General features: G+C 55.2%; 10 protein-coding genes. 7 read left to right on the top strand and 3 right to left on the bottom strand.

Going from position 1 to position 24,298, the window contains the following annotated elements:
• Positions 1-88: 88 nt before the first annotated feature.
• The 7 genes from ABEA92_RS23240 to ABEA92_RS23270 all read left to right on the top strand — a co-directional run bounded on the left by ABEA92_RS23240 (position 89) and on the right by ABEA92_RS23270 (position 18,041).
• Positions 89-1,075: a DUF58 domain-containing protein gene (locus ABEA92_RS23240; protein ID WP_345686705.1), complete on the top strand. Its 987-nt coding sequence runs from the start codon at positions 89-91 to the stop codon at positions 1,073-1,075.
• Complete coding sequence (locus ABEA92_RS23245; RefSeq protein ID WP_345686707.1) at positions 1,072-3,453, top strand: BatA domain-containing protein; 2,382 nt, start codon at positions 1,072-1,074, stop codon at positions 3,451-3,453. The genes ABEA92_RS23240 and ABEA92_RS23245 overlap by 4 nt, the downstream gene beginning before the upstream one ends.
• Before the next feature lie 3 nt (positions 3,454-3,456).
• On the top strand, positions 3,457-6,318 hold the full coding sequence (locus ABEA92_RS23250; protein ID WP_345686709.1) for a hypothetical protein: 2,862 nt from the start codon (positions 3,457-3,459) through the stop codon (positions 6,316-6,318).
• A gap of 41 nt (positions 6,319-6,359) precedes the next feature.
• Positions 6,360-10,922 (top strand): hypothetical protein, encoded by a 4,563-nt coding sequence (locus tag ABEA92_RS23255; protein ID WP_345686711.1) that lies wholly within the window; start codon positions 6,360-6,362, stop codon positions 10,920-10,922.
• On the top strand, positions 10,912-12,174 hold the full coding sequence (locus ABEA92_RS23260; RefSeq protein WP_345686713.1) for a prenyltransferase/squalene oxidase repeat-containing protein: 1,263 nt from the start codon (positions 10,912-10,914) through the stop codon (positions 12,172-12,174). The genes ABEA92_RS23255 and ABEA92_RS23260 overlap by 11 nt, the downstream gene beginning before the upstream one ends.
• 78 nt (positions 12,175-12,252) lie before the next feature.
• Positions 12,253-17,301 carry a DUF1583 domain-containing protein gene (locus ABEA92_RS23265; protein WP_345686715.1) on the top strand — a complete coding sequence of 1,683 codons (5,049 nt, stop codon included), beginning with the start codon at positions 12,253-12,255 and terminating at the stop codon, positions 17,299-17,301.
• Positions 17,301-18,041 (top strand): phytanoyl-CoA dioxygenase family protein, encoded by a 741-nt coding sequence (locus tag ABEA92_RS23270; RefSeq protein WP_345686717.1) that lies wholly within the window; start codon positions 17,301-17,303, stop codon positions 18,039-18,041. Before ABEA92_RS23265 ends, ABEA92_RS23270 begins: the two co-directional genes overlap by 1 nt.
• 983 nt (positions 18,042-19,024) lie before the next feature.
• On the opposite strand, the gene ABEA92_RS23275 is transcribed toward ABEA92_RS23270, so the two are convergent.
• The 3 genes from ABEA92_RS23275 to ABEA92_RS23285 all read right to left on the bottom strand — a co-directional run bounded on the left by ABEA92_RS23275 (position 19,025) and on the right by ABEA92_RS23285 (position 23,882).
• The gene (locus ABEA92_RS23275; RefSeq protein ID WP_345686719.1) at positions 19,025-20,776 is read right to left on the bottom strand and encodes an FAD-dependent oxidoreductase; all 1,752 of its coding nucleotides are present in this window, start codon (positions 20,774-20,776) and stop codon (positions 19,025-19,027) included.
• A gap of 400 nt (positions 20,777-21,176) precedes the next feature.
• Positions 21,177-22,343, bottom strand: coding sequence for an alpha/beta hydrolase family protein (locus ABEA92_RS23280; protein ID WP_345686721.1), 1,167 nt, complete (start codon positions 22,341-22,343; stop codon positions 21,177-21,179).
• Positions 22,344-22,511: 168 nt separating this feature from the next.
• Positions 22,512-23,882, bottom strand: coding sequence for a Gfo/Idh/MocA family protein (locus tag ABEA92_RS23285; RefSeq protein ID WP_345686723.1), 1,371 nt, complete (start codon positions 23,880-23,882; stop codon positions 22,512-22,514).
• Between the last annotated feature and the right edge of the window lie 416 nt (positions 23,883-24,298).

A 24,298-nucleotide genomic window follows, 5' to 3' on the forward strand; every position in this document is an offset into this window, starting at 1 on the left:
CACTACGTAACATCGACCGCCACTTAAACATCCGATGGGCCTCACTCATTTCCTCTCACGATTTTCACCCACGACACCTCCCCACTTCATGTTCACTCGATTTCGTCGTCGTCCGCCTACCGATCTTACGCCGACACCCGCTGTGTCACCGTCGCCTTATCGCGATTTGGTCGACCCGCGGGTCTTGGACCAAATCGGTCACTTGGAACTGTTGTCGCGGAGTGTGGTGGATGGGTTATTGGCGGGCAAGCATCGTTCGACGACCAAAGGAGGCTGCTGCGAGTTCGCCCAACACCGGCAATATGCCGCCGGTGACGAGATCCGACAAATTGATTGGCAGGTCTATGCAAGGAACGATCGCTATTTCATCCGCCAATTCGAAGAAGAAACGAACTTGCATGCGATGCTAGCGATCGACGCGAGTGGCTCGATGAAGTTTGGATTGTCGACGCAGAGCAAGCTGGAATACAGCAAACAAGCCGCGGCCTGTTTGGCGAGGCTTTTGCTGCATCAACGCGACGCGGTCGGATTGACGATTCTGCACGACAATCATTCTGCGTTCGTTCCAGCGAAACAACATGCAGCGCATCTGCGAGCGATCTTAGCGACGCTGCAGTCGGCGCAGCCCAGCGAGGCGGCCCCCGATAACGAAGGAAGTTTAGGCAAGCAGATCCAACATTGTGCGGCTCGGCAACGACGGCGCGGATTGTTCGTGCTGTTCTCGGATTGTTTTGGCGATCTTCAGGAACTTACGACCGCGCTGCGGATTGTCCGTGCTCGCGGACATGACGTCGTGGTGATGCATGTATTGGCCCCCGAAGAGTTAACGTTTGACTTTCGCCGTTGGTCGGCGTTTGAGTCATTAGAAGTTTTGGGGCAACGGATTCATTTGGATCCACCCGCCGTCCGCCAACAGTACTTGGAACGGATGCGACGCTTCGTTGCGGAATTAGAAGAAACCGTGGTGGGCCTCGGTGGCGACTATGTCCGCTTGACGACCGCGGTTGATTTGGCCGACACGCTTGGCTGGTTTCTGCGGAACCGCATGGCACGCAAAGGAGCGAAACGACGATGAGTTTCCTGAGCGTTGCATTTTTGTTTGCTCTGCCTTTGGCTGCCGCTCCGCTACTGTTGCATCTGTTTGATCGACGCCGAAATACGGTGATCCAGTGGGGTGCGATGCAGTTTTTGATGGAGGCATCGGCCAGAAAAACCAGTGCCCGGCGTATGAAACAGTGGCTGCTGTTGCTGCTGCGTTGTTTGGCGATTGCCGCACTCGTGTTCGCGCTCGCACGCCCCTTGCTGCCATCGGGATTTTTAGCAGGTAACCAGCGAGGCGAGACCATCTTTATTGTCGATAACTCGATGTCGATGTTGAGATCGGATCCGTCAGGAACGGTGATTGGCAGCGCGATCAATCATGCGATCGAGATGGTGACGGCATTGCCAAATTCGGATGACGTCCGTGTCTTGACCGCGGCACCGTATCCAATGTGGACTGGGACAGGGCCGGTCCGAAGCGATCGGCGAACCCGACAGTGGATCAAGTCCGAATTGCAGCAGCTGCAGGCCACCCGAGGCCGCAGCGATCTGTTGGCGGCACTGTTCACTGCGGTGCAAGCCGAACACCAACCGACGCAGTCCTCGCGTCGCATTGTCGTGTTGACGGACGGACAAGCTGCCGATTGGGGACTCGACGATGAAGCCGGCTGGAAACGTTTTCACGAAGTTTTGAACGATTCACCCGTTCGAACCGAAATCCAAACCGTTCGGCTAGATACGTTCAACGATTCGGAGTCCCAAGAGGCTGCGTCCAAGGGGAATGTGGCGGTGGATCAAATGGTCGTTCGGCGAACGATCGTGGGCGTGGACCAGCCGGTGACGATGACAGCTCGGCTGCATAATTACGGAAGCGACGCGTTTAACGGCGCCCCGCTTCACTGGAAAATTAATGGAGCCGAACAAGACCAACAGGCAATTGATTCCATTGACGCTTCGCAATCACTCGAAGTGAATTGGGAGCACACGTTCACGACACCAGGGACGTACCGCGTTAGTTGTCGGCTGGATCATTCGGACGATCTAATCGCAGACAACCATTTTAGTACGGTGGTGGAAGTCGTCGACCGTGTCCCAGTGGTGATCGTCGAAAACGCGTTTGAACTCGCCGAGATGCAACAAGATTCGTACTTTGTCCAGGCGGCGTTGGGATGGATCGACGGCGTCCCGCTGAGTGACAATTCGATCTATGTCCCGACGCTGGTTTCGCCATCCGAATTGGCGACGATGGATCTTTCTCAGCAGCGCGTCGTGGTGATCCCCAACCTGACGCGATTGGACGAGGACGTTGTTGCGATCCTTAGTGAATTTGTCTCCGATGGAGGCGGTTTGTGGATCGGACTTGGCCCTCGGACCGACGTCGATTCCTTCAACCACTCGTTGTTTGCCGACGCCGGTGGACTGTCCCCCTTAAAAATCGACCGCATCGTCGACGCCGAGGATACAGCGGACGCAGCGGACGATTCCGATCCAGAGCAAACGGAACGCCGGCGCACTCAAATCGACCCGTTTCGCAGTACGCACCCGGCGACACGTCAATTGACCGATGACAAACAGCTTGATTTAGCCGACGCAGTGATCCGCCGGCGTTTCCAACTCGTCACCAACGAGAACAGTAAAGCGTTGTCAGTGCTGCTAAAACTCAGTAATGGCCAGCCATTGGCGGCGGAGAATTTTGTCGGACGGGGGCGAGTGATCGTGCAAGCGGTTCCGCTGCGATTGCAATGGAGCGATCTTGCTCGCACCCAGTCATTCGTGGTGATGGTGCGCGACTGGATCGACTATCTTGCGCAGCCTCGCGCGACGCAGTACAACCTGCAACCCGGTGAACCAATCGTTTTTCGCGTACCGTACACTGATGCGTCCGAGCAAGCCAATGCGGATGCCGCAACGGCGATTCTCAGATCGCCGCACGGAGACGCGATCGAATTGACCGCCAATCAACGTGACGATGGATTCGAATTCCGGTCGAGCCGAACTCGATTGCCAGGCGCCTACGAGTTGGAAATCGGGCTCGCCGATCGAGCGATTCCGTTTCAAGTGCTACGAGGCAGCGATGAATCGAATTTGGTTCCGCTTAGTTCCGATGCGATTCAGCAGATTGCGGCTTCGACCACCGCGAACCCGTCAATCGAGCGGTTGTCCGCGACGGCGTCGACGCAATCCGATCCGCTGTGGCCTTATCTATTGACGGGACTGATTTTGCTGATCACTGGCGAATTAGTCCTTTCGGGCATTCTGGCTCGCGAGCGTTTTGGTGTGGCGGGAATCCCCGAGTATTCCGAAATGGATGCCCCCACGTTGGGAGTGACGATCGACAATGCCGTCTCGGGCCAACCGAACCTAACCGAACGCAGGTCCCACGTTGACGCACAACCATCGGAGGTCAATTGAACGATGGGAGCCACGGAAACCACCACCCAGCAATACATTACGCTCGAACACCCGTTCAATCTTCCGCTGATTGTCTTGGTCACGCTGATTTGCGCCGCCGTCATGGTGTGGGCTTTGTATCGCGAACGACGCATTTTGGGAGCGAAGACCACGTCACTGTTCTTGCTTCTTCGCGTGCTTGCGATTGCAACCGCGCTTTGGATGTTGCTCGCTCCTACAAGTGTTCTTGAAGAATCGACATCGACGAAAAAGGCGGTGGTCATTCTATCCGATGTCAGTGCCAGCATGGCGACGGTCGATCCATCTGGAACGGCGGACGATCTGCGTTGGGCGCTCTCGAACCACGGCGGGCACACCGATTCGTCGCTTACTGAGCCTATCGCACTGGCAGACCGGACAATCGCGGGACTTGGAGTGGCCCATCACGAATTGTCCGCTGCGATCAGCGACCTCGAAAAACATGGCGGCGAACGTTTGGTAAGCGAGCATGTTCGTTTGGCCAGCAAGGCGATTACACGATCGAGGATGCATTTAAATCAAATCCGTGACGTGGGAACATCTGCCGACGTGCGGGATTCAGACACGATCGTCCCATTGCTTGCTCGTTTGTCGACGCTGCTGGAGAGCCCCGAGTGCGATGCGTTGGTTGATCTTGCCCAGACGCTGCAGCGAGATCGCACACCTAGCGAAGCCGGTTGGCGTGAAGGGCTTACCGATCTGGTGGGACGAACGGCGATTGCACGCCGAGTTTCGATCGAGCTTGCCGAGCAACTTTCCAAGCATGCCTCTGCGTCGCATGACCGTGGTGGGGTCGCATCAACCGCCTTCCAACACCGAGCCCGCGGCCAGCGTGTCGCCGCGTTCTTAAACCAGCTTAGCGATGCGAGTTTGGATTCGATCAAAGAAACTGCGGACGTTCATTGGAGCTTCTTTGATGACGCGCCGCGTGATCTTTCGGGCGACAACGAAGCAAAGATGTTTCTAAGCGAATTGGCGGACCGCGATGACTTGGTGAAGGCAACGGATTTGTCCGCAGGGCTGCGACATGTCGATCGAATGCGGCAAGATCAACCGGTCGCGGCAACCTTTGTACTTTCAGACGTCGCACACAATCACGCCAGCGAGCGAAAGCCAACAGAAATTGCGACACAGATGGAAGGTTCCCCGGTGTACGTCGTCCCCATTGGTAACCCGTCGCGACTGCGGGATGTCGATTTGATTTCGACCAGTGCCCCGATCGTTGCAATGCGAAACGACGCAGTGGTCATCGAGGCCCATTTGGAAGCCTACCAGTGTTTGGGTGAGACTTGTCTGGTGCAACTGATGCAGGACGGGCAAGTCATCGATTTTCGAAATGTTTTGATTGACTCGGCTTCCGCTAGCCACCGCGTTCGATTTGACCAGCGTGTCTCCGAAATTGGTACGGCTAACTTTCAAATCGCCGTGGAACCGCTTGATGGCGAAATGACGCTGGAGAACAATTTCGGAGAAGTTGAGATCAACGTGACGCGGAGTGACATTAAGGTGCTGCTCTCGGATGAACATCCACGCTGGGAATATCGTTATCTGGCACAGTTGTTTCGTCGCGATGATAAGGTCGAGGTCGACGAATTGCTCTACCATCCGCGAGTGATCGCAACCGGTCGTCGTGAGGAAACGAAAACGTTCCCGATCACCGTCGACCAGTGGGATCAATACGATGTCGTTATTTTGGGCGACATCGATCCCGATCATTTCCCGGCCCAATCGCAAGAGTCGCTACGGCAATACTTGCGGACTCGCGGTGGCACATTGATCATGATCGCTGGCGATGCTGCGATGCCCCAGGCTTATGTGGACCATCCGCTAGCCGAGGTTGTGCCGGTTCGCCCGGTCGAGGAAGCTGACGAGGTAAATCGTGAATATTCCTTCCGCGTGACTGAGCAGGGAAGATCGCACGTGGCGCTAATGATCGGCGAAACGGATTCGGCGACACGCGATGCATGGGACTTTGTCAATCGTTTTTCACCGCTCCATCAAGTATCGCGTTGGCGGTCGCCGCTGCCAACGGCTCGCAGTTTGATCGCGGCGGCCCCCCGTGACCTCGGCGCCAACGCAAGTGATGCCGACTTGTCCGATTCGACGTTCCTGTGTTGGCAACCGGTGGGGCGAGGCCGTGTCGTCTATTTAGCCGGACCAGATACCTACCGTTTGCGTTTTTTGCGTGGCGATCAGTTGCACTATCGTTTCTGGGGTCAATTGATGCGATGGGCAATCGCATCGGATCTGTCCGCTGGCAACCGTTCAGTACGAATTCGCACCAGCAAGACGCTCTATGAAACCGACCAGACCGTGGATGTCGAAGTTGAATTGCTTGACTCCGACGGCAACCCCGTGATCGAAGATAGCGGTGCAACCGATGTGCTAAATCTGCGTCTGATTTCGGGTGATGACGAGCGAATGGTTCCACTGGCGGCGGACCCGGAGCGTCCAGGCCACTATCGAGCCGATATTCGCTCGTTGGCACCGGGGGTCTATCAGGCTCAACCGGGTGGCAGTTTGGTTGATTCGCTTGCGGAAATCGACGCAGCCGAAGCCACCCCGGAAATCGCGTCAGCCACCTTTACAGTACAGGCTGACTTGCCCACCGAGCTTGTCGATACGCGGTGCAATCGCGTGTTGGCGGGACAAGTCGCGGAATTGAGTGGTGGCCAAGTTTTACCGCCCACCGCAGTGAGCGAAATCATCGAGCTGACGAATTTGGATCCGATCGTCACCCACCGCGTCCAGCGTCAACCGTTATGGCTGCGTTGGCGGTATCTGTGGCTCGTGTTTGGGTGTTTGCAAATCGAATGGATTATTCGCAAGTGGAGAGGGCTTTCGTAATCGTGTCAGCTTCAATTTCTACGCGTCCGTTACCCTCTGTTATGACCGTCAAACTGAGATCGGTTCGATGGCGGCACGCAATCTACGCTGCCATCCGCGCCCTTTCGGTCGGATGGTGCGTGTTGCTTTCATTGATGATGCTATCGATGGCACTGGATTGGTTGTTTCCGTTCATGAATCCCCCGGTGCGACTGTTGATGACGTCATCAACGTTGATCGCAACGGTGATCATGGTGATCGTGATGGGAATCAATCCGATCCGTCGATCATTGGGATGGCATCACGCCGCGAGTTGTGTCGACGTCGGCGTCCCCCAATTGGAAGAGCGTTGGTCTACGGTCGCAAGTTTGTCAACACGCGATCAATCCGCTGATTCGGCAACTGCCAAGGCGATGGCGGCCCAGGTCACCAGCGAAGCAATCGCGATGGAGCGAATTGTCCGCCCCGATGCAATTGCGTCGCCGGTCCCACTTCGACGGACGATTGTGGCCGCCGCCATCATGGGCATCATCCTTGTCGGCATGATTGCAGCTAGTCCCGAACAAATTTCAATTTTGTTGCAGCGGTTCTGGAATCCCACGACGAACATTACCGCGACACAGTTAACCAATGTGACGGGTGATCTGCGAGTGCCTCGCGGTGACACCATCAATCTGGTCACGAAGCTGAGCGGAGTGAGTCGTTCGATGGCGATGTTGACGCTGCGAGACGACGAGGGGCATGAACAAACACATCGACTGCGACCGGACGACGAAATAGCGGATCAGTTTTCGCACCCATTGCGTGTCGATCAATCGCTGAGCTACCGCATTCGCTCGGGCGACGCACAAACCGATTGGAATCATGTACAAGCGATCGATTACCCTGAGATTGCAGAGTTGCAGTTTTCAATCGAGTTCCCTGAGTATACCGATCGTCCGAGCGTGCATCGCGACCTACTTCCACGACGTATCAAGGTTGTCCAGGGCAGCTATCTGACGTTGGCGATCAAGCCTCTTGAATCTCCGCAACGCCTTTCGATTTCCATCGCTGCACCAAAGCAATCGGTCCGCGATGTGGAATCCGATCAAACGTCGCAGAATGAAACGGTGCAAGACTTAGTGCCGGATGCGGATGGATGGTACCAATTCCGCATGCAACTGATCGACGATGTCGTGATTCGTCCTATGTTAGAGAGTCGCGATGGATTGACCAACCAACGAAAAACGTTCTGCCGGATCGACGTGATCGAAGACAAAGCTCCTGTTGCACGCGTCATCAGCCCGACCGATGAGATGGCGGTCGCCGTCGATGAAACGATCGAGATCGAATTCGAAGCCCATGACGATCACGGAATTGCCACCGCGGAGTTGGTGATTTACGACGAAACACAGAAAGACGCCGAGGGAAATCCAAAAGTCGTCGCGGTGAAAGAAATTCCGCTTGGCGACCAGAAGATGCAAAAGCATGTGATGTGGAAAACCCAGCTCGATTTAAAGGAGCTAAATTTGCCGGAAGGAAGCGAAATCAGTTATGCAGTCCGCGTTTCTGACAATCGCAATGTCCCCGCCGCAGAGCCCTCGACGCCTGATTCGCCGTCGCCGCCGGATCCTTCGTCGCCGCCTGCTCCAAATACCGGCGACCAAGATGGGACGCGGATCGCAGCGATACCGAAGCAAACAGCTGACGATCCGGCCACCAAAAGCAATGCGACGTCGCTTAAAGCCAACGAAGAAGGACTGGCCCGTCAAGACAGCGATGACACTGATCGGATGCCAACACTAGCGGATTCCACTGCCAAGCAATCCGAAAAGCCTCAAACCGTGCCGAACGAGACCGACAAGGATCCGGCCGCCGTTGCCAATCCGTCCCGATCGGATGCGTATCAGTCTGCATCCGATCCCGCCTCGAAACAGAACCCGAAGGCGAAGGAACCAGCGTCCTCAGACAAACAAATCGCAAAAAAATCAGAGGACGATAAAGCTCGCGGGGACGCCAGCGAAACAAACTCGCCGCAAATGACTGCCGACGATCCACGGGATCAAACTGCGAAAAACCGCGACGGAAGTTCAACCGCCAAAACTGCTGGCAAAAACGACAGCGTCGAGAAAGACAAGTCAAATCGTGACGTAGCGAACAAGGATAATGTCGTCACGGAGGAAGCGGCTCAAAAACGTGACTCGGACCCCTCCAATGCGATGCCCGAGCCGAATAAACGAGATGACGCAGCGTCGCCGGCGGCATCCAGTCTGGAGAATGTTACTGCTAAACCATCCCCCAGCAACACACCACCGCCGCCTCCTGCGAAGTATTCACTCGAGCCACAACGCAGTCGTAGCGGCCAAAACACGATGACCGGACGACGGCGGTTGAAAATTACCGCAAGATTGGCCGCGATTGCCGAGGCGAACGATCTTCCTGGCGAAGAAATGGAGGTGCGTGATAACGTTGTCGCGATCGACAAAATGCTCGCTGAGGTCGAAACGGGGCTGAAGCAATTGCTCGACCACCGAATCGCCGATGCGGATCGGGCAGAACAGTTCCGGCGGTTGGATGTCGGACTAGGAAACATCGAAGCGTATGTCGCGGATCTGCGAGAGCAAACGAAACAGAATCAATATGCCTTTGTGGGACTGCAAATGGTCGACATCGCACGGACCCACGTCACTCCGGCCCGAGACCGTGTGTTCGCCGCCATCCAACGACCCAACGCCAGCGACGCGGATGCCACGGTGTCGCTGCAACACGTGGTCCGTGCACGAGAGTTATTGGATGCTTTGCTGAAACGCTACGACCGTGTGGTTCAGGAAAAGAAGTTGAAACGTTCGCTCGACGAAACCGTCACAATGTACGAGATCTATATCGAGAAGCGACGAACCTTGATGCGGGAATCACGGCAGAACCGTAACCCGCTCGAACGCAAAATGGGGATCATCGAGGTCGACCAAGAATACCTCGATCGCTTCGCGGAAGTCGTCAAGCTGCGTCGCGAGATGATGGACGAGTTCGCGCAAATGCTCGGCGATGATCCGCGACTGCTTTCCCGATATCTCGAATTAGTCAAACGCCGGCGAAATTCGTTGCGAGACCGACTAACCGATATCTCGCAGCGACAATATGATGCGACCGAAGAAGTGTTGGGATGGTTACAGATTGACGAAAGTCAAAAGCCGGATCTGTGGACGATCATCGTCGAATTGCGTTTACACTCGGCAACGGAGTTGGCCAAAGATGCTGCGGAACTAGCCGAACGGATCGAAAAGCAAATGCCGCTTGAACTTGATGCTGCCGTTGGCACCCCCGCAGATGTCATTCGTCAAGCGAAACAGATCGCGAGTCTCGCTCGCACCATCAGCTTTGACGCTGACAAGGTAATCGCAGCGGCGGGGGCCGTGGAAGAAAAGAGCTCTTTGGTTGATCATGCTCGGACACTGGTCGCCCAATTCGACCGCTTCTCTGCAACGCTCGATCGTTTGTTGTTCGAAAACGAGGCGGTCGATGCGATCACGGACTACGTCGAGCCTCGCATGTTGGAAACGCGGACCGTCGCCGACCAGGCAGACGCCTGGGCCATATTGAGCCAAAGTTTGGCGGAACAATCTTTTTCGCGGATTGTCAAAACGGAACAGCATCGCATCGCCGTCGAAACGCAAATGTTGCGAGTCGAAATGCTTGACATGAAGACCGAATTAGACGGCCAATTTCAACAGTTCGCGGAGTCTTCGGTCCCCAACGAGATCGCGGTCATGATCGAGCAATTGCATCGGTTGATGGAGACGATCACGTTCAACCAAGCCGCAGCAGCATTTCGGGCAGGTCAGACGCAACTCGATTCCGCCGCCCGACAACAACAACTTGCCACCGAGCGGTTGATCGACGCCGAACAGCTCTTCGACAAGATTCGTCATGCCGTCGTCGACGCGTTGGACCAATACGATATGCAAAATCCGAATATTGCCGACCTTCGCGATCCCACACTCGATGAGTTTCTAGCACGACTCGAACGCGAGCCTAATATTGCGGCCCAATTGGGGATTCCCAATCGCCCGCGAAATCTGCGTGTGATCGCGGATTCGGTTTTCTGGCAGCAGAGCGGCGCGGGGGCCCTCGGAGAATCGGGACAGGCCGCTGCAGCAAGATCAAAAGAAGCAATGAAAATGAAGCGAGCTTCTAAAAACGCCAAAAAGGACAAGCCTGAGCCACAGAAGCTATCGGACGAGCAACGCGAGAAACGCGAAGAAGCAAAGAAGGCTCAGCAGATGCTCGAAAAATCGTTGGTCGAAATCCAAGAACAACGAGACGATCCGAAGACGACCGAAGCGCAACGACGCCGCTTGGAACAGCTCGCCGAGGACGTGCAGAAAATGATCGATCTTTCTGACGACGATAATGGCGACCGTGCCGCGTGGGAGCGAATCGTCCAATCGGACGAGGCCGCGACGCTACTGCAAGCGATCTCCGCTGGCAAAGCAATTCCCGATCAACAATGGAACAAACTGCTTTCCACGCTCGATGATGGGCTTTGGCAGGTTCGCGGCAAACAACCGCCTGCGGCCTATCGCAAAGCCATCGAACAATACCAAGACCAGATCCGCGAACTGATGCAGACAATCGATGAAGACTAGCAATTTGCAGAACGGCAATCGATGTCGGCGGTTTTTCGCTGTCGCTTTTTCCGGGGACTCGATCAAGGCGAGTGCACGTTGCATCGGTACGCTGGTGCTGTTGACGACAATCGGGTTCTTGCTGGGGATAATCGATGGGCAACACGTCTATGGACAACAAGACAGCGGTTCGGTGATCACAACCAACACAAATTTGAGCGCCGCACTTCCGGCCAGCCAGTGGGCGCGAGTGGAGTCCTCGGTTGACCGTGGATTAAAGTGGTTGGCCAGCCAACAAGCCGAAGATGGTCGTTTCCCCAGCGACGAGATCGCTCAACCCGCCGTCACGTCGATGGCAATCATGGCGTTTCTTTCGCGTGGTCATCTGCCCGATCAAGGACCGTATGGCGAAAACATCACGCGGGGGATCGACTTTGTGCTGAGCACGCAGCGGCGTCGCGGTTACTTTTCCCTGTTGCCAGTGATTCCTCCGTCACAACATCTGACCCCATCGCAGACCGTCGTGTACAACCATTCGATTGCGGGATTGATGCTTGGCGAAGTCTATGGAATGTGCTCAGGCGAACGATCCGAACGAATTGAAGAGGCAATCCATCGGGCGTTGATTTATCACCGCGAGGTGCAATCGCGAACCAAGGCGGCCGAAGCCGACAACGGCGGATGGCGGTACGGGTATCCCGAAAGCCCAACGGCATCGTCGGACATGTCCGTCACCGGGTGGGCGTTAATGTTTCTGCGGTCGGCGCGGAACGCGGAATTTAATGTCCCCAAACAATACTTCGACGAAGGCTTGGATTTTGTCCAACGATGCTACGAACGCGATCTGTCGCAGCACGAAAAAGGAGTGTTTCGATACCGGCCTGTCGAGTCGCAACCATCGAATCCGCAGATCTCTCTGGCCAATACCGCCTCGGCGACACTGACGTTGATCTTGGGTGGACGCCAAGACCACGAAGGGGTCGCTACTGCGGTACGATGGTTCCGCAGCCGGGCGTACCCTAATCCTTGGCAAAACAACTATTACTATTTGGCCAGCTATTACAGCAGCCAAGCGATGGCACAAGTCGGCGGGGACGCCTGGGATCAGATCTTCCCGCAAATCGCCGCCGGCATGCTCGAGGAACAAACCGATAGCGGCGGATGGCCTGCGGGCGGCGCCAACGAAAAACATTTTGGCCAGACCTATAGCACCTCGCTAGCGATCCTAGCGCTGACTCCCGCCTACGGTCTGCTGCCGATTTACCAGCGTTAATTTGCGATTGAGAACACCCCAGACCTAAATATTCAAAACGCAATCGAAAAATTGAATCTTCTTAGATGGAATGATCCCTTGACCCGAATTCTTCTCGTCATCCTAATCACCCTGTCTGCGACTTTCGTCCATGCTCAGAATCTAAGGCTCGATGCAATCAATGATGCGAACCTCGTGCAATCGCTCCGCGAATCGGTTGCGATGTCCGAATCAGCGTCGTCGGATATGCTCGGTGCGCGGGCAGCAACGATCAACCGGCATTTGCTGCAATTGTCCGCCGACGAGCGTTACGAAATACTCAACGATTTCACGCTGCCGGACTCAGTGAAAGAGGATCTTGCTTGTTTTGCGTGCCTCTGTAATGTCGAAGCTCCACCGCGTGAATTCGCTCGTTTGATCGGCAAACGCCCACAGACCGACGTGTTTGCAGTTCCTAGCGTCGCACACGTTGAAGGGCTTTTCAGCTCGGCGTGGTCACTCGTTAGCACGGCCAAAGAAATCGGACGTCTGCACGAGTTGACTCAGCAGGTGAACGCGAGGTCAGGCAGCAACGCTGACTATCTCACACTGCTGCTTTCGATTGCTGGGGCACGTGGGGTGGATGCAACGACCATCGAAGATCGGAAGGACGCTTGGCTCGAAAAATTGAAAACGGAAGCCAATCCCAATGCAATACAAGCCGTCGTGGTTGCCGCCGTCGCGGTAGAGTCGGATTCGCACGCCAGCCTTGTTGATACGATTGCGACACTGCTGGACAAATCCGATTCGGTTCCGATGTCGCTAAAACAGTGGTTGCGAGAGATTCAGCTGCGATCTCGTGCGGTGCCAGAAACGAAATCCCTTCAGCTAAATCAGGATTGGATTCGCATACCGGGAAATTCGCGTTGGTACCTTTATGAAGGGCATCTGATGCAGGCAACCGCGGGACCATCGTCGATTCTGTATCGCTATCCCATTAGCGGAGATTTTCGCTTTCAAATCGAGCAGCTTGCGACCGGCAGTCGCGATGACAATTACGCGGGGTATGGAGGACTCGACGTCAGATGGGAGGGATATCGTCGGTTCGAGCTCAATCGTCGTGCGATTGAGAGGCAAGCGGGGACGCTACGGTTTTGGGTCAATGGTCACCCAGTACGGACTGCGGCGGCGACCGAGACGTCGCCTTGGTTGTTGTTGCACGGCGAGGGCCTGCCAAACCATCGCTATCGCAATCCCAAACTGTCGGGATCCCCGCTTGTGCTAAATGAAGTTTCGATGATCGGCGAAGACTCGCGACATGGATGGTCGACGTATGCAGAGCAAACAGACGACGCGCTATGGACAGTCAACGAGGGAGTGCTGCAAAGCGTGCAAACCGATTCGCCGCGACGTCAACGGCTGCTCCGCTACGTGCGTCCGTTACTCACTGAGGAAACATTCGAATACGAGTTCTTATCGTCCAGCGATCAAGTGGTCCATCCTGCACTTGGGAAACTCGTTTTTCTGATCGAGCCAACCGGGGTGAAGGTGCACTGGGTCACCGACGGAGAACTCGAATGGACCGGGTTACCAGAGGACAACGCCTTGCTGGAACCACTCGCACGGCGAGGGCCCCGGTCGTTACCTCTACGGGACAACCAATGGAACCATGTTCTGTTGAAACGCACTGATGACAACGTCAGTGTCACACTTAACGATACGTTGATCTATGAACGGACGATTGACGAGCTCGATGACACGCGTCTCGGTTTCTATCATGACCCGTCAAAAGAGTCGGTTCGAGTGCGTGCGGCAAAGTTGCGAGGCGATTGGCCACAAACAATCGACGTCGAGAGATTCTTGCAGGCCGATGTCACTCCCGATCAAGTTGCCCTCAATTCGGCACCGGATCTTTTCCCGGAGGCGATTCTTTGCTCGAACACGCGAGAAATCATTCGTTTGGCTAGTGAAATGGAGCCTGAACAACGCTACGCATTTTTATCCGACTGGGTACTGCCGGGATCCTCGCATCGGACGTTTCGCCTTGATGGCCATTTCGTTCCTCAGGACGCCAACGAAACCTCTGGCGAACATCAACACAACGCCGGCCATCATTCGCATGGGCATTTGATTGCTCCTGCGACCGAACTCATTGCAACCGCAAAGGCGTTGGGGCGGCTGTTGGAACTGATGTTAAAGATCAAGCAAGGTCCCGACGACACGCTCGAGCAAAAGCGTGCTCGGGCGGCGATGTTGGCATTGGTTCAAGCAGCCCAAGGAGACGTTGATCACGCTCACGAAAGCCTTGAAACGCTTTACAAATGGGTGAGTGAAGCACCGGATCTGACGCCGGATCAACTTTGGCCCGAGGTCTTGGTGGCTCACGCGTTTGCGGATGATCCCGATGCCGCCAGCGTCCTGGCGGATCTGTTGACGATGCTTAAACCTGCCACATTCAACGATGCGAATACAGTTGGAATCGAATTGCTCAATGTCTTGCAATTCCTTGACGTTGCAATTCAAGCCGAGGATGTGGACCTACCACAAATCGAACCCAAGTTTTGGGTTGTGTCGTCGCCAGTCGATGCGATGAAGCGTTTAGCCGGGGGCGGCAAGGCGACTTGGGTTGCCAAGCCAGGGCGAATGCAAGCGATTGGGGGTCACGGGATCGAACAAATCTTTTATCGCTATCCGCTCGAAGGCGACTTTGAGTTCGAATTTCAGCATTCACTGCGAAATAGCACGGGATGTCAGGTCTTGATTGGCGGACAGTGTATTCAGGTTTCCAGATGGAACATCCGAAACGGTCCGATCGATGGCCCCCTCACCTCGACGAAAATCGATCCAGATCTGTCAGCCGAAGGCCTTTTACTGCATCAACGTTTCTCGGTGAAAAACGGGGTGTGCACGGTGTTTGCCGATGGACGCGAAGTCTTGCAGCTTCCCGTTCAGCCGGGATTCCCTTGGATCGCGATTCGTCAGGCGTACAAACAGTCGACACGCTTGCTCGACTTGCGAGTCAGCGGTGATGCCACGATTCCAGACGCGGTGCGGCTTGATACCGAGGGGATTTCCGGTTGGCGGTCTTATTACCATCACGATGTGAACGGCGAACATCTGCCCTGGCGCTGGCAGGATGGTGAGATTGTTGGTGAACGAAGTACGAAGTTTGCGGGAACCGGGGATGAGCAATTGCTGTATTATCAGCGTCCCGTGTGCGAAGATGCTTCGATCCGTTACCTGTTTTTTCATTCCGAGGGGGAAACCACAGTCCATCCGGCAATCGATCGAACCGCCTTTCTCTTGGAACAGAACGGCGTTGCAGTTCACTCGATTACCGATGGCAGATATGACGAAACGTTTGCCAACAAAGTCAATCGTCATGTGATTGCTGAGAATCAGCGAGCAGCTCCGGGCGATCTGCTGCGAAATGACGAATGGAACGCGATGGAGATGATCGTACGTGGCGGCACGATTGAATTGAAGCTAAATGACGAACCCATCTATGTGGGGCCGCTAGATGCCGACGCAGCACGCACGTTTGGGTTGTTCTATTTCGCCGATCAGTCATCCGCGCGAGTCAAGGAAGTGATGCTGCGAGGCGAATGGCCGACGGTGCTGCCTACGCTGGATCGCCAACCGCTTGCCAATCAGACCGTGGTGCAACTCGATGCGACACGTGATCAGTTAGAGTCGAAGTTTGCTCACGATTTCACACGTGACGGGTTGCCAAGTGAATTTTTCGCGATCGAGGGGCAACAGTATGCGACCATCACGCGTTCAAACAAAGGGGTGACATTTGCAATCCGTAGTCCTGACAAGTGGACTCAATCGTCGATCGTCTGTAATATGCAAATGCAAGGGGATTTCGATGTCTCGTTGGACTACAGCGATCTAAAGTTGGAATCGGGCGAAGTGGCGATGGCGAGACTGATTGTTCCTTTTGTCTCTGCGAACGCGGTAAGTGCCCGTCTCTCGCGCGATGAACACGGGCGTGGCAAGCGAGTCATCAATTCGGTGCTGCAAACCGAAAATCCCAACGGCGGACCGACCGTCGTCAACAAACCGTTGGGATGGGAATCGACATCGGGAACGATGCGGATTGCGAGGCGAGGGAAACAATTGCACCTATTGATCAAGGATGATACGAGTTCGCAATTCCGCCACCTTGAATCGTTCGAAGTACCAGACGAACCGACTCAGAAGATGCGTTTGGTGACGATTGCACAGCGTGCCGAACTTGCCACGGCGAATTGGCGAAAGATTGACATTCGTGCCGATCAGCTTGCGCAGGTCGGAGCATCCAACGGTGAAAATCGAATCTTTGTCGCCAGCGCCGACGGAAGCCAGATCCGGCAGATCACCAAAGGCATTGACGATTTGGGCAACCATGGATCGCCAGAGTTTTCACCCGATGGGACCAAGGTCGCCTTTGACACGTGGACGGGATCCTCGCGATCCGCACGGATTTTCATGGTGAACATTGACGGTACTGATTTACGTGACCTAGGGCTAGGGTTGATGCCGACCTTTACGCCCGATGGCAAACAAATCGCGTTTTCGTCGCTCGAGGGGATGATGATGATGAACCTTGACGGCAGCAACCGTCGAGTCATCAGCCAATCGGGATGGGGCATTCAAATCTCGCCGCTCGGTGACCAAGTTGCCTTTACCGACAATGATGTGAAAGGACACAATTTGTTCGTTCTAGATTTAAAAACCAATCAGAAACGCGCGTTGTTGACAGGTCCTCTCGCAGAACGCTACTCACAAATCTATTGGAATTTCGATTGGTCCACCGATGGCCAAGAGCTTTATTTTGTAGGAAGCCATCGGCAAACCCGCCAACGTGAATTGGCGGTCGTCAGCGTCAATGGATCGCAGCAACGGTTTGAGACCCTGTTGACGGGCGGCAATTATGCGAACATCGCCTGCCACCCCGACGGAGACGGGATTATGTACAGTGACAGCGATCCAGCCTACGGCAGCATGTCGATGTTCATGATTCATCGCGATGGGTCCCCGCGTGAATATCCGTTGCTCGAGAACCGCCGCATGGCTGCGGTCGCTGGCGGCGAATGGTCGCGTGATGGCAAAATGATTGCCCTGGCAACCAGCGTGATGAAGACCTTTTCCAGCAATTCACAAGCTGAAAACACGGACGATTGATGAACGAACAAGCCGCGATGGAGATGCACGACAATGGATTCACTCAGATTAATGCCGCAGTGGATCTGGAAACCGTCGGGCGATTGAGTACCGCATGCGAGCAGGCATTTATCGTGGAATCGGATGTGCAACGAGCACGATCGAGTCGCGGACACGTCTATGCGGCACGTAACCTGTTGGACGTCGTTCCGGAGATCCAAACATTTTGGCGTGAAGGCAAACCGTTTGAAATCCTGAACTGCATCTTGGGCGATCAATTTGGATTGGTGCGTGTTTTGTTTTTTGACAAACCGCCCGACCGAACTTGGACGCTTCCCTGGCATAAAGACACCGCGATCGCGGTAAAGGACAACTCGCATCGCTCGGCAAAATTTTCACGTCCCACTGTCAAATCAGGTGTTCCACATGTCGTTGCCAGTGACGATGTTTTGCGACAGATGCTGACGCTGCGATTGCATTTGGACGACGTCACCGACCAGAACGGTCCATTACGCGTGATCCCCGGTTCTCACGTTTCGAGTACCAGCGAAGGGGCGGGCGCCGAGGCGGCAGTGACCATACACGCCGCCGCGGGTGACATGTTGGCGATGCGGCCGCTAATCACGCACAGCAGCGGTTCATCGAAACCAGGCACGACGCGACACCGACGGATCTTGCACCTCGAATTCGTGGCGGATCGTCATCTTCCCGACGGATTCCAGTGGCACGATTTTATCGCCGCGAGCGTGAAAACAAATTAGATGGCATTAGACGCAAGCTCGAACTGCTAGGCATTTAGCCAGGAATCATTGGGTGAAACCCCGTTAGCTGTTAGTGAGCTGGCCTCGGTTCAGCGCCGGAACCGTGGCTAGCGCAAAAACGGAGCGCTGTGAAGCATTTTCTCGTAGCTACCTTCGCCAGAAGGTGGTGATTCGTATTGGCCGGCAATCATCCACGCTCTGGCGAGCGTAGCTACGCAACGCTGTGAAGCATTTTCTCGTGGCTACCTTCGCCAGAAGGTGGTGAATCGTATTGGCCGGCAATCATCCACGCTCTGGCGAGCGTAGCTACGCAACGCTGTGAAGCATTCTCTCGTAGCTACCTTCGCCAGAAGGTGGTGATTCGTACTGGCCGGCAATCATCCACGCTCTGGCGAGCGTATCTACGCAACGCTGTGAAGCATTTTCTCGTAGCTACCTTCGCCAGAAGGTGGTGAATCGTATTGGCTGGCAATCATCCACGCTCTGGCGAGCGTAGCTACGGAACGCAAATGCCGTAATTTGCAACCTCCAAATGGTTCACAGCGTTTGGTAGAACGGGCAATCTATTGAAAGACTCCTGCCACCTCTGCACCAACTTCGGAGACTGCTGATTTAGTAGCGTTGATTACAGGCCGGAGGCCGGCACACCCTCTGCCGGTGGCGTGAGCCACCGGCTAGTGGAGGTGGGGAAATATAGCCCAGCGGGCGACACAATCTCGGCCAGTGTTTCGGCCTCCGGCCTTACGGCGCCAGGTCGCCCCGAAACCGTTGGCTCACGCCAACGGCAGGTCATGTTTCGGCCTCCGGCCTATGCGATTGCTACTATAACAGCAGTCTTTGTAGGCTAGGGAGAGGTGACTACGTTATAGGCCGGAAGAAAAGCTGCGTGCAATTTCCGACGTCCACACCAGAGTTTTAGCGGCCCAGCGCAAGCATCTTCGAAACTCTTGACGAGTTCCGCTACATAAGGGCTAACGTCGCGATCACGTTGGCCAAACGAGTTCAAAACCTTGACCCTTTAGCACGCTCTGAAATGCGGTCAGCGATTTGGATTGATTTCGAACGCCGCGTGGACTGTCGCGCTGATCCAAACAATGAGCGGCCAACGCGCCGGCCGCCTCACCGATACTCCACTCCACAGGATGCAAGCGGTAACACCCGTTACTAAGGTGGGTGGTGCCAATGTTTTTGCAGGCTGCGATCAGATTCTCGGTTCGTCGTGGGATCAAAGCTCCCAGCGGAATTTGAAACGGAACGCTGGCAAAGTCGATATAGTTATCGCCGCCGGAACTTGGGTGTAAATCCAAATGGTAATAACCAATTCCGGCGGAATCGTGAAACGGAGCCGCCGTGACTTTACCGCCGGCGTTTTTAGCCACAGCCTGCCGGTTGGCCCTGGAGATGTGTTGTTCGAGGATCGTAAATTCGGCTTGAATCCGGCGTGACTCGCGAATGTATGGATACTTTGCCAACCCGTCCGCGGTGCCCATGATGTCTTTGCGCAAACGAAGTCCTTTCCAACCGGCGCCACCATCTGGACGTGGTGCTTCGGTCTGCAACCAATACAACAGCGATAGACTTAACTGCCGCGCACCTTCGAGGTGTTTGGCGATTTCTTGCTCGTCGCCTGTGATTAAATTCCCGAGCATGTAATCATTCTGCGGCCAATTGACGATCGTCACCCCGCTGTCGTAAGTGCCTGGCAGGAAGTTAGCCGGATCAATGATACGGCGATACAGCCACAGGTTCAGTGCTTTGGTTTTCGGCGGCGGTGCGTTCTTGGTAGGCGGCACGAACGCCAGGTCGTGGGGTTTCAGCGTGTTGGGTTTAGAATACTGAAGCGACAAAAGTTTTCCCGGCCACGGCGGGGTCAAATCGGGAGTATGATCCTTCCAAAAATCGTATTGCTTGGGGCGATCGATCGTGTGATCCGCACCATCGATGTGGTCGATCGCAAAGCACCACGTGAACGCTTGGATGTTATCGGGATCGGCCTTTTCCGGAGCATGTGATTCCTTGGTATCGTGCCGAGACTCAGCTCCGGTGACATACTCGGTGTTGGTCAGCGGCAGCAGGTCGCCTTGTTCCGAGGCGTCGATAAAGTACGGCGCCGTCACCTGAAATTCCGCTCCTTGATCGGTGCTTAGCGTTATAGATCGAACACGATCGCCATCCACCTCGGCTTTGACCGGTTTGGTGTTGAGCATGACCGTCAATCGTCCCGCACTGATCGCTGGAGCTAACATCGCATCCAGCACCGCGACGGCGACTCGCGGTTCATGACAAAGTCGCGACACGTTGCCGTTGCCTGGATTGAGTCGCGGATTGTTTTTGGCCGATTCGGTCAGCGGATAGTTTCTGCGGTAATAATCGCGAACATTTCGGCGGAACTGACGATAACTCGCCGTACATCCATGCGTCTCGATATGGCTATGTTCGTCCGGTGGCACTCCTTGTTGGCTCAGTTGTCCACCGATCCAATCGGTCGGTTCGGTCAACAACACTCGTTTGCCCATGCGGGTTGCTGCGAGCGCCGCGGCACAACCGCCGAGACCGCCACCGATGATGACGAGATCCACCTCCGTTTCGCTTCCCGAACGAGCGGATTCGGCTGCAGCGGCGATCTGCGGATAGAACGCTGACGCGGCACCGAGGCCACAGAATTCGAGAAAGCGGCGGCGAGCGAAACTGCGAGAATAGGTCGACGGTGCGACGGTAACTTTTTTTTCAGACATGGGATTTTTGCGGAGGGACCGAATGTTGCGGCAAGGGTGAGGGGGCGAGAGGGCAGGCGGATTTCATGTGAGTGCTTGGTCACCGCTAAATTTTAGCGTAGCGGAACTGTTCAACGGCTTGTTGATTTAGTCGTACGATGGACTTCCTAGTCCGTCGAATCCACCATCGACGGACTAGGAAGTCCATCCTACACCCCTAGCCGCAGGAACCTTCACTAAATCAACAAGCCGTCAAGAGCTTTTTGATTTAATCCAAACGCAATTCGCAATGGGTGAGCTGTGGGCCGTAAGGCACCGGGGCGTGCGTGGGACCCGGCCGCTGACGCGTCGCGGCTCACTAAATCATCAAGCCGTTGACGATCTTCCACTAAAACATAAAACGAGTATAAATATTTCGCCGCTATTGTGGTGTCGTGGGCTCACCAAAATGCTGCTGTAGAAATTCGAGCGTCTTGCGGTTGGACCACGCATGACCTCCGTCAAAGAAGTCTGCGTCGATGTTTTCGGGTTTGCCCAGCAGCGTATAGACTTGCTGAAGTTTCGCTAATCCCTCACGTGCCCCCGCGATTGGGAAGATCGGATCCCTCACGCCGTTGATCAGCAGCACGGGACGGGGAGCGTACAAGGCGACCACGTCCGCCATCTCGGCATACTGCATGATCCCAGGCAAGCAATTGCAGATGCAGTGATGGATCGGAAAAATCGACGAGCGATACGTCGAAAACGCTCCTGCGATCAGCGCGACTTTGACTCGCTCGTCCAGCACCGGTAAGTACATCGACAACGTTCCGCCACCGGAAAGTCCCGCGACGCCGATCTTTTCTGGATCCACTTCGTCTTCACGACTCTGCAGAAAATCGATCACCCGCATCGCATCCCAACAACGCAACCCTTGTGGTGTCATTCCAAGTAGCAGCGAATCCATGGTCATCTGCGTACAACTTCGCGGAAGTCCCTTGATCCCCGCGTCTTGATTTCCCGACGTTTCGTTCCACCCGCGGACGTTGATTGCCGCCGTCACATAGCCGTGTTTGGCTAGGAAGACCGCATAATCAAGTTGACTGTCTTGAATTTTCTTCAAATCCGCTTCGCTTTTTCCTTCGCCGATATACGGCTGGATCCCGCTGTGTCCATGCAGGCAAACGATCGCGGGCAGCGGAGCGGATCGCTCGTGCGGCACAAAGTAGTAGACCGGGGCCCAATAGGATTGCTCGGTGCGAACATATATTTTGTGCCGCGTAAAGGTTTCGAACTGTTTCTCTTCGTCCCATTTGACTTCCAGCGGCACCCGCTGCGGCATCGTCCCCAACAAATCGACGACGACGCTTTGCAATTCGCGCTGCCACTGCTGATGCTCCGCAACCGTCGAAGCATCCCACTGCATCGAAGGGGTGATTTGATCGGCCAAATGAGTAAAGCTGTCGACGATGCGGTGGGGAACCTCGATCGTCGACGGTTCTTCGGCATACAGGACCGTCCCGGTATTCTCAGAACGATTGGCGAGCAACAGCCCCAACGTAACAAGCAAAAACAATGAACGACGCAATCGGCAGCAGGTTTTCAACATCGTCAGCGATTCTTTCCATAGGCGGGGCACTGCGTTTGGCACCCGTGGTTCGGGTACCCAAGCACAGCGTGTGAAGCAGAAAAAACGCGAGCCGTCCTGGACAGCGGTTTGCGCTGCTGCCGCGGATGGCTCGCGTTTCGGGAACGTCAATATAACTGTTTGTACGGACTACATGTTGATTTCGTAGCCCTTGCGGTTTTCGCGGGCCAGGAACGAATTGGCTTGGGGGTCGCCGACGATCTCTCGCTTGTTCGGATCCCAGTTCAAATCTCGCCCAAGCCGCATCGCGATGTTCGACAGATGGCAGATCTCCAGCATCCGGTTGTGCGACCAGACATCCGAAATCGGCTGTTTTCGTGATTCCATCGCTTCGATAAAGTTGGCGGTGTGGTTCGCGCTGACCTTTCCGCCGTAAACCTCTTCGATCGCTCCGTCGGGAAGTGGATTGTCTTTCAAATCCTCAACGGGCTTGCCGACAATCTTGCCGCGGTTGACAAAGAAGCGTCCTTCGGTGCCTTCGAATAGGATGCCGTTGTCACCTTCGCTGGTGATAATCATCTCGACATCGTTAGGCATGTCGACGCGGAGCTTGAACTTCGTGGCCGCGTTGTATTGGTCGTTGACGACGGGATAGCCGTCCTTGTGCTCGACCGGCAACGTGTACTCAAGCGGCGAAATCTTGCTCGGCCCAGTATCACTCGCTCCGAGTGCCCAGCATGCGATATCGACGTGGTGGGCACCCCAATCGGTCAATTTACCGCCAGCGTATTCGTGCCAATTTCGGAACGCGTAGTGACAATTGCTGTACAGCGGTACGCCGCCGCCATAGCCTTTACGCATTTCCGGAAGCGCTCGGTACTCGACCTTTGGTGCAGGGCCGAGCCAGAAATCCCAATCCAGTTCGCTCGGAACCGGAGCGACCGGAATCACCGGAGATGCTTCCATTCCGTTAATTCCACACGTCACCTTTTTCACGGTTCCGATACGGCCATGTTTGATCAATGCGACCGCTTGCAAGAAACGCTGGCTCGACTCGGATCGCTGCATCGTGCCGACTTGGAAAACGCGGCCGGTTTCTTTGACGACCTTTTCGATCAACTTGCCTTCGGCGATCGTCAGCGTCAACGGTTTTTCACAGTAGACGTCCTTGCCCGCGTACATCGCTTCGACCGAGATCTTGGTGTGCCAATGATCCGGAGTGGCGATCATCACCGCATCGATGTCCTTCCGATCCAAGATCTTGCGATAGTCCTTGTACGAATCGGGCTTCTTGCCTTGATTCTTCTGAACCTTCTCGACATTCGCTCCCAATACATTGGAATCGACATCCGCCAGAGCGGCGAAATCCGCAAACTTGAACGACTTGCTGGTGATCGCCCAGCCTTGGTTGCGTAACCCGATGGTGGCAAAAACCGGACGGCTGTTAGGCGACTCGTTGGCAAACACGTTGCGGGGCGATGGAAACAGCGCTGTAGCGGTCCCTGCCGCGGCGACACCTTGCAGAAAACGACGGCGATTGGCGGTGCGAGGGGTGGTCATTAAGTGAATTCCTATGGGTGAGATAGCGTGGATGGACGGATGGGAAGGAACAAGCAGAGGACCGTAGGGTTGGGAACCACGGTGCCTGCGACGACTTCAAGACGTATCGGTACGTCGAGCACCCATAATAACTGGTTTTGTTCGGCAATCCCACACAGAGCCGCTTTTATGGGCAGGATCGGTCACAAAAATAAGTCGACTTCACCATCGCCGTGTGATATCGCAATGCCAGCGACTTTAGGCACTAGCCGGGGTAGCTTTCGCAGCGGCGTTGGGCCTTGCACGGTAAATGTCCAACGTTTCACCCGACGCGCCACGCGGTCCCCGCGCCGCGATCTCGCTCTAATCGCATTGGGCGTCGTGCCGCGGGCACAATCTAAGCGGGCTGACTAAGGGGCCGATCTCGATCGCCTGGC

Source organism: Novipirellula caenicola, from assembly GCF_039545035.1.
In the GTDB taxonomy this organism is placed as follows: domain Bacteria; phylum Planctomycetota; class Planctomycetia; order Pirellulales; family Pirellulaceae; genus Novipirellula; species Novipirellula caenicola.